Origin of the sequence: Citrobacter sedlakii (genome assembly GCF_018128425.1) — a bacterium.
Lineage (GTDB): Bacteria > Pseudomonadota > Gammaproteobacteria > Enterobacterales > Enterobacteriaceae > Citrobacter_A > Citrobacter_A sedlakii.
This window is the reverse complement of sequence record NZ_CP071070.1, coordinates 1280515-1294302: the sequence shown is the minus strand read 5'-3', so window position 1 is coordinate 1294302 and position 13788 is coordinate 1280515. Positions and strand designations below refer to the sequence as shown.

Below are 13788 nucleotides of genomic sequence, written 5' to 3'. Positions count from 1 at the left end.
AATCAAAAACCCAGTTACATCAGTACATCTGCCATATGCTGCCAGCATTAGAGGAGAGGTATATATGTTTCGGTTACGTCGCGGTAGAGGTGATTTTCTCTTTCATGTAACAGATTCTCAGGGGTTGCCACATTTAACGTTGACGGTTTATGCGTGCAGAGCCGAAAGGTACCATTCACCAGCCACAGTTAAGGCTTATCTCAGGCATCTTATGGCTTTTTTTTCCTGGGCTGGACAGGATGAAACAGTGAAACGCCAGCATTGGGATTTGCTGGGCAACAGTAGTCAGGTCCGTGCTGTGCTCGAACATTTCCTGACAACCCAACTGCACTGTACTTTATTTTTCGCACGCGATTTGTCAGGAGAAGATATTCGCAAGGTACAGGTTACTTGGGGAAAAGCCCACCGGATTAATCATCTGTTAGCTGCGCTGCGATCTTTTTATCAGTTGCTCATCTCGATGCAGCTGTATTCCCATCTTCACCCTCTTGATTTACCCCAAGCCAAAAATATGATTGCCGAAATCCGGCTACAGCATCTTGATGACTTTGTGAGAATACACCAGAGACCGCCGATGCCATCAGACAGTGGCATTGACCATTGGCGTCCTCTCAGACTGAGCTCTTCGTATTACAGAATTAAAGATAATCAATGGATCCCGGAGTATCTGGACGATCCGGAACTCATGGAGCATGTGCTGGCCTCAGGCGAACAGTGTGGCTGGAAGCTACAGGATATAGCGTTCGTGAGAATACTTTTCGATACGGGCTGCAGAATACACGAGGCCTGCGCGCTGACCATGCATGACTGGAAGGTCAGCGGTTTTCGCAACATGTTCATGTCGCTGAGTAAAGGCAGTCGTGGGAAGCGGGTCAAGAATATCATCATCACGGATAAAACGCTGAAGGTGCTGCTGCGCTATATCAGAAATGACAGGCCTGAACTGCTGCCATATCTCAACGGGCGCACCGCTTTACCTCCCGAAAATGTTCACCAGCTTCCGCTTTTCTGTACAAAAAGAGGTCATCCAATGACAGCGGACAACTTTAGACGTTACCGATGGACGCCTGTACTGGCCGCTGCCGGACTTAAGATACGCACCCACCAGGTTCGACACTGGTTTGTCACGATGGCACTGAACGAGATCCACCATAGCGCCGTTTCAGAGGCTGATCTTCTGCAGAAACGCAGCGCCCTGCAGGTATTAATGGGATGGAGATCCGATATGTTGCCAGCTTATGATCAAGCCCGACAGCGTCATGATTTGCCTTTGCTGGCAAGTGCAATACACACGTACATCGAAGACAAGCAGTTGGAGGCTCAGGCTGCTTGTGATGTGCCCGATGACAAGGAAAGTCTGGGCTCGCTGATGCTGAAAGAAATGCTGGAGGGTAAACTATGAGCGTTGATACTCAACCTGCTGCACGACGCAGCCATACATTATTTTCTGAACTTACCCAGCGTGAAGAACGGGGAAACTGGTTCAGGATTGAAGATTTACCGGGCTCCCGTACCGGGCGGCCTGCACTGAAAAGAGCGTTGATGCCTTACATTGATAATGTTATGGCTCAGCTGCTTGGTACTATGCCGATGAGCGATCAGTCGTTTCTTGGATGGGAGCAGAAATACCTGACATTTGATTTTTTCATCCGAAGCAGTAGCTATGCACTGGAGATTAAATACCGGTACATTATTTATTGTATTGAGGACGGACTCAGAAATAACAATAAAGAGTATATGTTAAAAATAAAAAAGCAGTGTTGCGCAGAAGATAAAGATATTTTCAACATTGTTGAAAGAATTAAGACCAAGGAGCCCATTACCGAATTCTCTGCATTCTCGAGCTCAATTCCATTCCTGTCTCAGGATGAGCGTAAAAAGGTTATTTACAAATTATATGACTTTTATAAAATGCAGGCCGAGCCCTTTAAAACCTCAGAAATATCAGAACAATTCGGCATAGATTTGCATATCATTTCTAGGTATGGACGCTGTTACGTTAGCGAACTGGCTGATCTTCTCCTTGACGAAGATGTTTCTGATGATTTAGCCTACTTTGAATGGAACAGAACGGTAACGACCTTCAAGTACTCACTGCAAAATACAGCAAGATCAAAAGAAATTGGCGAGAAAAAAGTGGTTCTTGCCATTGATTACTTAAGCCGGAATAACCGTGAAGTGACATATTCAGAAATAACCACCATAGTCTGCCTTGACCACAGGCTAGTTAAAAGAGTGGTAGATCAATGGGAAAAGTGCACTGATACCAAATTGGTGAAAAAAGATGCCTGGAAGACAATCTCTCTGGATGAGCTCATCGCCACACTCGACCCGGTTCTTCAGACAATACCGCTGACGTTTCTGGACTCGCCTGCAACAGGTAAACCAATGACCAATGCACAGATACGTATGATTTACGAGATTAAGCAACCGGGTCTGAGAAACACGGCATTTTTTATCATGGCGACCTGTTACAGTAACAGAAGAAATGACATTACTTTTTTTTATTACATGCCCCGGTTTCTTAACGCAACTGGCCTGGATGACATAGGCCAGTTTGACTGTGATACCTTTTTTGAGGCGTATCATCAAGGTGACCTTATCCCGGAAGACAATATAGGACAGAGGGCTAGAATAATTCAGACGTATTTTCGGTTACTCGTTAAGCAAAGCGATTATTTCAGCAAACTTAACACAGACCAGCGAGAAAAGTTTGCCCCCTTTGCACTGCCGCGCGTGTCCGACGATTTATTCTGGAAAAAATCCACCCTGCACAGAGCTGTCTCACAGGAACAAAAAAACAAAAGAAAGTCTAAAACAGCCGTCCTGCACCAGAAGTTTTATTTTCTTCGCGATTTTGTGGAAAGAAGGAAGTTGCAGATCAACAGGCTACATCAGGAGATACAAAAGGCGTTTAAGATATTTGAAAAGTCGGAGAAAAAGACGCCGCTGCTTTTTGAGTATACAGAATCTGTTGTCATGGAAAACAGAGGCGAACAGGCATATACGCACAGGTTTAAAGTCTGGGACGCAAAGCTATTGAGGCAGGCACATGAGCATGTCGCTGAAGCCAGAACATATCGATATCGTGATGCTAATCCGCATCATACTATTCACGACTCGGATGTAAAATTCACTACTTATGAGGGAAGCTACGATAAACATCACCAGCCCGTTGAAGGGCTGTGGTTCACTGAACTGATCACGCTTGCCGCGCTCACAGGCACTCCTTCGGCTGAAATCACTGACCGATACGGGGTTTCAAAGACGTCTTTTCAGGGCCCCATCACCACTCCCTACGGATATACAGCCAGCCGGTGGCAATACCTGTTGAGTAAAGAGTTAGGGCTGATATTTATTCCTGTTGAAATTTTGATGGTCGATGCTCTGTTGGCGCATTCTGTTGTTCAAATTATGTCAAAAACCGGGGCCAGAGCACATGAGTTTTTGCAGATAAGGTTAGTCCCAGAGCATCTTTATCGGATAAATCTGGCAGAAAATAAAGAGTGCATTTTATTTAACGCGGTTCCCAAAGGGAGATTAAAAGAGGAGCCTTTTTATATTGATAATAAGTGTATGGAAAGTCTTTATGAATGGTGGGGTTACCAAAGAAGCAGAGCGCAGACTTTTCCCGTTATTAAAGCAGCAGCATGCCTGGGACCAAAATTAAAACCCGCGAGTTACCTCTGGCAAAACGATGAAAGACATTTTACACAGAAAGACATTAACGGCGCACTTTCCGTTATGCTCCATGGGCTTTCCTTGAAAACGCCCACCGGACAATCTATAAAAGTCACTAGCCATCTGCTCAGACATAGCTTTGCAACAGAGATGCGTACACTGAATACGCCACTGGACGTACTGGCTTTGTTGATGAAGCAAAAAGATGTCAACGTTACAGAATATTATGCCAGGCATACACCCTCTCAGTTGGTCGAACTGCAGCAGCAAATTTTCACTCAGCGACATGACTTTTCCAGGCAACATATCCGCACGAAAGGCGATATTGCTCAGCAACTGACAGAGGCTGTCGGTAAGGTTGGAGCACTGATCCCTGTTACGGGAGGATGTTGTACGATTGCGAATGCGTGCCCGGCCAAGTTTGCCTGTATTGGCTGTGCAGGGAATGCCCCCGATCCCGCCAGACGCGATGACGTCCTTGTTTACAGAGATGCCTGGGTAAAGATGGCTGAGCTGGCCGGGCAACAGAATCTGCCGGCGGAAAAGAGAAAAGCTCACGAAATTATTGGCAGCTGTGACGACATGCTGGAAGAAATGGATTTGATTGAGCAGGTCGATACCATCAGGCGTAACCTGCAGTCCTCATCCTGACGCACAAAAGGTTGGCGGTATGACAAATAAAAATATGAGCGGTATTCATGCCTGGCAACGCAATCGCGTTGAAAACAGTGCGTCATTGGTTAAACGTGCGATTGATGTGCTCCTGTCAGGGGGGCTAAGAATCAGCCTGACGACAGTTGTTCTGGCTTCAAAAAGCGTAGATCCTACGGGAAAAGGCGTATCTGCTTCAACCATCTTGCGGAACAGGCAATGCCATGCGATGTACAAAAAACATGCAACACTGAGCGGCAGTAGCCAGAAAAAACGTACCATTTCGGACACTGAACTTAATGATCCAACAGCGTCAGAATTACGGAGAGCTTATCTTCTTGCGAGTAAGAGCAAAACAGCCCTGATTGCGAAGGTTATTTTGCTTGAACGTGAGCTTGAAAACTGTGAAATACAGAATATCACCCTGCGAGAGAAAATACTGTCACTACAGCTACCGCACCTGTAAGGCCAGTATTCATTTTCATTTAGCGACAGGCAGATCTGAATAGCGCGTAGTGTAAGCCGGTGACAGCATCTCACGTTTCATTGCCCAGGGCTTCTGGATGCCCTGACCCGCAAACCAGACCTTCCCATTCCCTGACGCGTTAATGCCGTCGATTACCGTCATGAGTGCCGCGCTATTAGCTTTCGGGGCGAAATTGTCAAACAAATTAAGCTGTGCTGTGCCGCGACTAAAAAAGTCAGCCAGCATGACACCCGCTTTCATGTAACGGTAACCTTCGACCCATATTCGATCCAGTGATTCTATCGCGGCACGAATGATGTCACGCGTATCATCAGAAGGTGCCAGTAATTTCACCGACGATTGATTTCCATAGTAAACTTCATTATCTGCGTGCGGGCTGGTGCGTAGAAAAACGCTAACAAAAGCACAAAACTGATGTTCACTACGTAATTTTGCTGCAGCGCGCTCTGCATAGGTGCAGACAGCCTGACGCATATCGGCATACTCGGTAATACGATACCCAAAAGAGCGGCTGCACATAATCTGTTGCTTATTTGGCGGGAATTCCTCAAGCTCCAGACACGGTTCACCACGCAGTTCACGCAACGTTCTTTCCAGAACAACGTTGAAATGCTTTTTGATTACCCACGGTGAGCTATTGGCTAAGTCCAGCGCTGTACTGATCCCCATAGCGTTCAGTTTTTTACTTATGTGCCTTCCTACCCCCCATACCTCCTCTACAGGTACGCGCTCTAACAGCTTGCGCTGACGTGATATGTCGGATAAATCAACCACACCTCCCGTTCCAGGCCATCTTTTTGCTGCGTAATTTGCTAATTTTGCTAACGTTTTGGTTTGCGAAGCGCCGACCCCGATCGTGAGCCCGGTATTTTTAAACACCTGGTTTCGCACGGTTTTGCCAAAATCTGTCAGCGACATGCAGTTGGCTACGCCCGATAAGTCGATAAAGGCTTCATCGATTGAATAGATCTCGATGGATGGCGACATCTCCGTCAGCGTCTGCATAACCCGTGCACTGAGGTCGGCATAAAGGGCATAGTTTGAGCTGAATATGTGCACTGCAGAGGGGAATGTCTTATTTTTCAATTTAAAAAATGGTTCTCCCATCGTGATGCCGAGCGCTTTTGCCTCTGCTGAACGCGAAATTACGCAGCCGTCGTTGTTAGAGACCACCACCACGGGTTTTCCCTTTAAATCCGGGCGGAACACTGTTTCACAGGACGTATAAAAGCTGTTGACGTCGGCCAGAGCAAACATCGTCATTGATGTGACTTCACTGAAAATGTCACTACGCCAAATATTTCCAGATCTTCTGGATGATGAAACGTAATGGGTGAGTAATTGCTATTGTGCGGTACTAGTTGTAAGACCGGATGAGTTCGTAGCTCCTTGACAGTAAACTCGCCGGCGACAGCAGCAATCACAATATCGCCATGGCTTGCAGACAGAGAACGGTCAATTACCAGAAGGTCACCATCCCCAATTCCAGCCCCTGTCATGGAGTCGCCGCTTACTTTAATAAAATACGTGGCGCTAGGATGGGCTATCAAAAGCGTATTGAGATTCAGCCTATCTTCAACATAGTCTTGCGCGGGGCTGGGAAAGCCACAAGGTACCCGTTCCGTAAAGAGAGGAAGAGGGATAGAGGGGGCAATCTCAAAGGGATAAAAAATCTTCATAATGAGAGACTCAATTTGACTGTGTTTATATACAGTATCACTGAGGTTTTAGCACGTTCAACCTTCTTCTAGCAGTTTTCTGGAACCGTTTGAAGTTGGGAGTAATTTAGATTTACCGTATGAGTCGTAAGGTGAGATTGTAGAAATCCACTACAAGTTTTTTGGTCCGCTGAGAGCGAGAAGCGGACCCTGAAATCAGGGCCCGCCTGTTTTTATCTGAGCATCAGCAGAGGCTGGTTGCTATCAGACAACATCTCTGTTGTGTTGCTGCCGATAAAGAACCTGCGTAGTCGTGAATGCCCATATGCCCCCATGACCATAAGATCAATTTCGTTTTCCTCGGCATAGCGGCACAGTGCCTGAGTCACGGTGTCGGCTTTAAGCAGACTTGCCTGACTGGTTATGCCAGCTCTTTGCAACAAAGAGTGAGCTGCCTCAAGCAATTCTGATTTTCCATTCACCATCACCAGGTGGCAGGCCAGGTTCAAAAATAACGGACTTACAGAAAGTCGACGCAAATTTTCCAGACTCGCTTCACTTCCGTCATAGGCGAACATAACACGTGAAGGAACCGAGAAGGTTTCGGGTACAATTAACACAGGATTTTTTTGCAGACGAATAACATTCTCAATATGGCTCCCGACCGGATTGGATGCCCCCCGGCGCCCCAGCACCATAAGACGCGTATCCCCCAGTTCAGCCAAAATCCCGTCCAGCGTGCCATGTTTTTGTAATTGCTGTGGTGCCGGTAATCCCGCCTTTGTCAGCAGTTCAGCACAGTTTTTCAGGATGGCTTTACCCTGCGTCATCAATAATCGGTTACGTTCACCCTCAAGGCGAACCAGCTCATCTGTAAAATGCTCCCGACTGTCTAAGCCAATGGTTCCTGTCAGGTCCGAAACCAAAGGCTGGTCACTTTTTTCCAGGACATGAAGCAGGGCCACCGATATCTTCAGCGCGGAGGCAGCCCAGGCCGCATATTCGCAGACTGCCTTTGTTGATGACGAGCCATCCACACAGGCAACAACGGTGTTGTTCATTTCATGACTTTCGGACATTAATGACCTCCCATTAATTTATCAACTTCTTCGGGTTTATCATGCACACCAAACCGGTCAACAATGGTACGGGTGGCATCATTCATCCCGCGTATCTCAACCTCAGCTCCCTCTCTGCGGAACTTAATAACCACCTTGTCCAAGGCACTCACCGAAGTGATGTCCCAGAAATGGGCGTGTGAAACATCTATCGTCACATTCTCAATCGCCTCACGGAAATCAAAGTGGCTGGTAAAGCGATCTGCTGATGCAAAGAATACCTGGCCGGTGACGGTATAAGTTCGACTCGTCCCTTCCGGAACTGAGGTTACACGCATGAAACGGGATACTTTCGTAGCAAAGTTGAGCGAAGCAATTAGTACACCGGTCAGCACGCCGAAGGCCAGATTATGTGTTGCCACCACAACTGCGACGGTGGCAAGCATAACCACGCTGGTTGAAAGGGGGTGTGTACGCAGGTTTGTAATGGAGCGCCAGGAGAATGTCCCGATGGAAACCATAATCATCACTGCGACTAGCGCCGCCATCGGGATTTGTGATACCCAGTCGCGCAGGAACACAATCAGGCAAAGCAGCACCACGCCAGCTGTGAGGGTTGAAAGCCGTCCACGACCACCGGATTTTACGTTGATAACGGATTGCCCAATCATCGCGCAGCCTGCCATTCCTCCGATAAAGGATGTGCAAATATTCGCGATACCCTGCGCTTTACACTCCCGGTTTTTGTCGCTTGGCGTGTCGGTCATGTCATCCACAATCGTGGCGGTCATCATCGACTCAAGCAGGCCAACCACCGCAAGCCCAGCAGAATAAGGCAGTATGATGAGCAGCGTATGGAGATTTAAAGGCACGTCAGGAACCAGAAAGACCGGCAGGCTGTCGGGGAGTTTCCCCATATCGCCGACGGTTCGCACATCCAGATGCAGCCACATGGCTATGACGGTCAGCACCACGATGCACACAAGCGGTGAAGGAATGGTTTTGTTGATATAGGGGAAGAGATAGATGATTCCCAGCCCTGCCGCAGTCATGGCATAAACATGCCATGTAACGTTGGTCAGCTCAGGTAACTGGGCCATAAAAATCAGTATTGCCAGTGCATTAACAAATCCCGTGACCACTGAGCGTGAAACAAAGCGCATCAATCCACCGAGCTTCAGGTAACCGGCTATCAGCTGGAATATACCGGTCAGTATGGAAGCTGCCAGTAAATACTGTAAGCCATGATCTTTCACCAGCGTCACCATCAGTAGCGCCATTGCACCGGTAGATGAAGAAATCATCGCCGGACGCCCGCCAAAGAAGGCCATAACGAGAGGAATACAGAACGCCGAGTAGAGACCCACCTGGGGATCGACACCGGCAATAATGGAAAAGGCGATCGCTTCTGGAATGAGTGCGAGCGCGACAACAACACCGGCCAGAACGTCACCACGGACGTTACCCAGCCAGTCCTTACGCGTCGAGGACAGCAACATAGTAATTTCTCAGTTTTTAGGTACAGTCAGCCCAGGAGGGCAACAATTTTACGTACGATAAAGCACACCCGCAGACGGGATGTTAATGAGTGCGTGCTGAGGCTCGCTCAGTACGACGGAGGAAGGAAAAACTCAGGGTGGCGTAATACGCATAACGGTTATCAGATTCTCCATAGCAGGTGGGTATTGCCTGTCAGTTGCCAGGGACAACTGAGAAACATAGGGCCTGAACTCAATCCAAAGCCGACAATACTATAAACTAACCACAGACAGGGTCAAACCTGGAACAACTTCTGTAAGGGCCATAAGCCATTTCTTGATTAATTGTACTTTTGATAATGTCCGCTTCTGGCACTGAGCGGTCAATCTAACAGGGCTGAAGTTCCGCTGTGAGCGAAAAGCGGACCTTGTCAGGTGAAAGATACCCATTATCTACTCTGGGAGATGGAACTGTAACAAACAAATGGAAGCCTGCGCGTGCCACAGGTAGATCTGAAATCCGTTCGCGCTCCCTATATACTGTGAGCATCCTTTTCCTGTTAACACATGAGGAACTCATGTTCTTTAAATCCCTGTTGGCGGTCATCGTTGGAGGGGCTGTTGGATGCGTGATTCGCTGGCTTCTGGCCGTGCGACTAAATACTCTTTTCCCAAACCTTCCGCCTGGTACCCTTATCGTCAATCTCACTGGCGGCTTTATTATCGGAGCTGCGATGGCCTGGTTTTTACGCCATCCACATATCGACCCCGTATGGAAACTGCTTATCACCACCGGACTTTGCGGAGGAATGACCACATTTTCGACTTTTTCAGCGGAAGTGTTTACATTACTTCAGTCAGGTAACTATTTCTGGGCGTTTGCATCCATGCTTATTCATGTAACAGGCGCAGTTATGATGACTGCTGCAGGCTTTTATCTCGTCACAATTGCAGGGTAATAATTATATTTCGGTAGAACGGAATGCGTTCCATTGAAAATGCCGCACAATTGTGCGGCTCATTCGCCCGAGCTCACACGTTTTTAGAGAGCATCTTACGGTTCGTGTGAACGGCCATAACGATACCAAAACTGGCCATCAGAACAATAAGCGCAGACCCACCGTAGCTTACCAGCGGCAGGGGAACACCTACGACGGGCAGGATACCGCTGACCATACCGATATTCACAAATACATAGACGAACAGTATTAACATTGCACTACCGGCCATAACGCGGCCAAAAACTGTTTGTGCCTGAGAGGCTATCCATAATCCACGTATAATCAGTGCCAGATACAGCGCAACCAGTATCAACACTCCCATCATCCCCAGTTCCTCCGCCAGCACAGCGAAAATAAAATCTGTATGCCTTTCCGGAAGAAAGTCGAGTTGGGACTGGGTTCCATGCAGCCACCCCTTTCCGTGAAGTCCACCTGAACCTATCGCTATCTTGGACTGGATTATGTGGTACCCCGCGCCCAGCGGGTCGGATTCTGGATCAAGAAGCATTAATACTCTTCTCCGCTGGTAATCGTGCATGAGGAAATACCATAACACTGGCAGAAACGCTCCGAGTGCCGCAAACGCCCCTGCAATCAACTTCCAGTTTAGTCCTGCCAGAAAGAGAACGAACAGGCCTGACAACGCGACCAGTATAGATGTTCCCATATCAGGTTGAATGGCTATCAGTAGAGTCGGAAATAGTATCAATAGTAAGGCCAGCACTGTGTTTTTCATGCCTGGCGGGCTGGTATCCCGGTTGATGAAGCGGGCAACCATTAGTGGTACTGCTATCTTGGCTATTTCTGAAGGCTGAAACCTGACAAAACCCAGGTCCAGCCAGCGTTGCGCTCCTTTAGATATCGCGCCAAAAGCATCTACTGCTATCAGCAACAAAATGCAGATCGTATAGAGGGCAGGTGCCCAGTTCTCATATAGCCTGGGTGGAATCCTTGCCATAACGATAAGAACGAAAAGACCCGCAATTATCTGTCCTGACTTACGGATCATCATTCCTTCATTCTGGCCACTGGCGCTCCAGATGACCATTTCGCTGTAGCAAAGCAGGGCAAGGATAAGGAGCATAAATACCGGGTCAATATGTAGTTTGTCCCACAGCGATTTACGCGGAGTATCAGAGGTCATAGTGATTACCTGAAAATAAAATGTCCGGCTGATGTGTAAGGGGCCGGACTATAAAATACAAAACGTAATGAGGCCACTCTGGTGGGATTGCTGCAAACTGTAAATTAGAGTGCAGAAAACTGAAGAATCAGGCGGCACAAAACAGTGAGCAGTAACCCGGTCATAACCAGAACTGACAGAAAAGCAGTCATGGCTCTTCTTCTAAAAAGCACCTTCTGGGAAAGGGGTAACTGAGTGGTGGATTTTACAGGGTTCATGGCGAAGTATCCTGAGTATCGGGAAGGTTAAACTTTGATCCACTCATAGAGGGCAAACAGGAGATACCTGTCTCAGCCCTCAGTGAGGCTGCAACATTAATCGTTAGCGGCTTTAATTAATCAGTCGTATGAAATTAATCCTTCAACATCCCACGAAAAACATAAACGTAACCTCAACAGCTGCCTGTTAGTCCTTGTTCTGTTAAGAAAACACAACGAAGAGCGCTCTTTACGGTTCTTTACCTGTGCGGATGAGAGACAGGATGATTTCGTGATAAAATATAAAGCGGTCTTATGTGTTACTAACTCCCTAATATATAAGATTAATTTGTATGAAATGAAACCATTGCAGCCTGTCACCTCCTTTTTTGCCAGGCTGCAATGGTTTAACTGGTTTCAATACTTTTTTACATATCTTTGGGAGGTATGAATGTCGAAGCATCCTTCAGGAAGGACCGGTAGGGTCATTAAGCCTGTTTCAGATTTCTTTAGTTCGCCCATAGCGGGGGGGGTCGTGCTGATCCTTGCCTCTCTCGCGGCCATCATAGTAGCCAATTCTCCATTGCGTGCAGGGTACGAGACTTTACTGGATACCAAAGCCGTTGGGTTGTCAGTAGAGCACTGGATAAATGACGCACTGATGGCGGCCTTTTTTATGATGGTCGGTCTGGAAATCAAACGGGAATTACTGATCGGGCAGCTGTCAACCTGGAGTCAGCGTGCGCTGCCGGGTTTTGCGGCAATAGGGGGAATGGTCGTTCCCGCCCTGATTTATGTCGGACTTAACCGCGCTCATCCCGATACGCTTGCTGGCTGGGCAATACCTGCTGCAACCGACATTGCATTTGCTCTTGGCGTGTTAGCGCTTCTGGGAAGTCGTGTCCCCCCATCCCTGAAAATATTTTTGTCTGCACTGGCGATTCTTGATGATATGGGCGCAGTGACCATTATTGCCCTCTTCTACACCAGCGACATCTCACTGGTAATGTTGGGTGCTGCCGCGGTTATGGTTGCGCTTCTGATTCTACTCAATCGCACCGGCGTAACCCGGTTACTTCCCTACATTCTGGCAGGGGCATTACTCTGGTTCTTCATGTTACAGTCCGGCGTGCATGCTACCATCGCAGGCATTCTGCTGGCTTTTAGTATTCCGTTAAGAACAAATGACAGAGATGGCAGAGTGCCACTCGACAGACTTGAACACATTATCAATCCCTGGGTCACCTTCCTGATCCTTCCTTTGTTTGGATTCGCTAATGCGGGCGTCGCGCTTTCGGGAATGACAATGGATGACCTGCTTTCCTCCGTCCCGGTTGGCGTTGCTATGGGGCTCTTTCTTGGTAAACAGGTGGGGGTTTTTGGTCTGTCCCTGCTTGCTGTTAAACTTGGCATCGCCTCCCGACCTGAAAACAGTAACTGGATACAGGTATATGGCGTATCCGTGCTTTGCGGGATTGGCTTTACGATGAGCCTGTTTATCGGAAATCTTGCTTTCGCCGGGAATGAGTTGCTGATCGACGAGGTGAAAGTAGGCGTTCTGGCGGGATCTCTTCTGGCCGTGATTACAGGTATGTTAATTCTGCGTTTCAGCAGCTCCCCTACATCAAGGTAGCTTTCAGGCGTTTGAACGACACAGGGTCTGTGTCGTTCAAATGTCATCATTCCGGTTGTTCATCACTACTTGCAACTGTAATAATTTCTGGCGGTGGTTAAGACTCTCGGATCCTGCGGCAGATTGCTATTTGTGTTGTCTTTCATTGTTAAGGCCTTGGGCTACTAATGGCGGGGAAAACCAATCCATTCTTTTCCTGATTCGTAATGCTCGAGTTTTTGTCCGCTTATGGCACTAAGCGGATGGGTGTGAAAAACTGCAAGGTCTGCTTTGAGCGAAGAGCGGACGCCTGCATCAAGTAAACAGGTGCCCGCTAATATGAAGTGAATAGATTACTTAACCCGCCTCCCCGTTTCGTCAGTGACCTTTTCACCATCCTCTTTCGTGAATGCTCCTTGCTGAGGCTCCGGCAGTATATCCAGTACGACTTCGGAAGGTCTGCACAGGCGGGTTCCAAGAGGAGTCACGACGATGGGACGGTTAATTAAAATGGGGTGTTCGAGCATAAAACCAATCAGTTGCTCATCGCTGAATGTCTCTTCTGAAAGTCCTAATTGCTCGTAAGGCTCCACATTTTTACGCAACAGACCACGGACTGTGATCCCCATATCTGCAATAAGTTTAACCAGTTCATCGTGAGCCGGGGGCGTTTCAAGGTAATAAATAATGCTGGGCTCATTGCCACTGTTGCGGATCATTTCCAGCGTATTACGTGACGTGCCACAGGCCGGGTTGTGATAGATGGTTATGTTGCTCATATC

The 13788-nt window shown here is 47.8% G+C and carries 11 protein-coding genes; 5 read left to right on the top strand and 6 right to left on the bottom strand.

Annotation, left to right across the window (positions count from 1 at the left end):
- The first annotated feature begins 211 nt into the window (after nucleotides 1-211).
- From JY391_RS06180 to JY391_RS06170, 3 genes are read left to right on the top strand one after another with little or no spacing between them, the layout of a single operon-like run.
- On the top strand, nucleotides 212-1402 hold the full coding sequence (locus tag JY391_RS06180; RefSeq protein WP_229264047.1) for a tyrosine-type recombinase/integrase: 1191 nt from the start codon (nucleotides 212-214) through the stop codon (nucleotides 1400-1402).
- Nucleotides 1399-4332, top strand: coding sequence for a site-specific integrase (locus JY391_RS06175; protein WP_130979154.1), 2934 nt, complete (start codon nucleotides 1399-1401; stop codon nucleotides 4330-4332). The genes JY391_RS06180 and JY391_RS06175 overlap by 4 nt, the downstream gene beginning before the upstream one ends.
- 19 nt (nucleotides 4333-4351) lie before the next feature.
- Complete coding sequence (locus tag JY391_RS06170) at nucleotides 4352-4798, top strand: hypothetical protein (protein WP_130979152.1); 447 nt, start codon at nucleotides 4352-4354, stop codon at nucleotides 4796-4798.
- Between the two features lie 15 nt (nucleotides 4799-4813).
- On the opposite strand, the gene umuC is transcribed toward JY391_RS06170, so the two are convergent.
- From umuC to JY391_RS06150, 4 genes are all read right to left on the bottom strand, one after another.
- Nucleotides 4814-6076: a translesion error-prone DNA polymerase V subunit UmuC gene (umuC, locus tag JY391_RS06165; RefSeq protein ID WP_130979161.1), complete on the bottom strand. Its 1263-nt coding sequence runs from the start codon at nucleotides 6074-6076 to the stop codon at nucleotides 4814-4816.
- A 2-nt stretch (nucleotides 6077-6078) separates the two neighbouring features.
- Entirely contained in the window at nucleotides 6079-6498 is a 420-nt protein-coding gene (umuD, locus tag JY391_RS06160) for a translesion error-prone DNA polymerase V autoproteolytic subunit (RefSeq protein WP_130979150.1), read from the bottom strand.
- A gap of 212 nt (nucleotides 6499-6710) precedes the next feature.
- Nucleotides 6711-7538 (bottom strand): universal stress protein, encoded by an 828-nt coding sequence (locus JY391_RS06155; protein WP_130979159.1) that lies wholly within the window; start codon nucleotides 7536-7538, stop codon nucleotides 6711-6713.
- Nucleotides 7539-7555: 17 nt separating this feature from the next.
- Entirely contained in the window at nucleotides 7556-9034 is a 1479-nt protein-coding gene (locus JY391_RS06150; protein ID WP_211934405.1) for a SulP family inorganic anion transporter, read from the bottom strand.
- A 557-nt stretch (nucleotides 9035-9591) separates the two neighbouring features.
- Between JY391_RS06150 and crcB the strand changes: the two genes are divergently transcribed.
- A complete protein-coding gene (gene crcB / locus JY391_RS06145; RefSeq protein ID WP_130979146.1) occupies nucleotides 9592-9972 on the top strand; it encodes a fluoride efflux transporter CrcB in 381 nt (126 codons plus the stop codon).
- 73 nt (nucleotides 9973-10045) lie between these two features.
- Here crcB and mrdB read toward each other — a convergent pair whose 3' ends face one another.
- On the bottom strand, nucleotides 10046-11158 hold the full coding sequence (gene mrdB / locus JY391_RS06140; RefSeq protein WP_130979144.1) for a peptidoglycan glycosyltransferase MrdB: 1113 nt from the start codon (nucleotides 11156-11158) through the stop codon (nucleotides 10046-10048).
- Nucleotides 11159-11845: 687 nt separating this feature from the next.
- Here mrdB and nhaA point away from each other — a divergent pair.
- Nucleotides 11846-13027, top strand: a complete 1182-nt coding sequence (gene nhaA, locus JY391_RS06135) for a Na+/H+ antiporter NhaA (protein WP_130979142.1) — start codon at nucleotides 11846-11848, stop codon at nucleotides 13025-13027.
- Nucleotides 13028-13359: 332 nt separating this feature from the next.
- On the opposite strand, the gene arsC is transcribed toward nhaA, so the two are convergent.
- Complete coding sequence (arsC, locus tag JY391_RS06130; protein WP_130979140.1) at nucleotides 13360-13785, bottom strand: glutaredoxin-dependent arsenate reductase; 426 nt, start codon at nucleotides 13783-13785, stop codon at nucleotides 13360-13362.
- Nucleotides 13786-13788 lie beyond the last annotated feature (3 nt).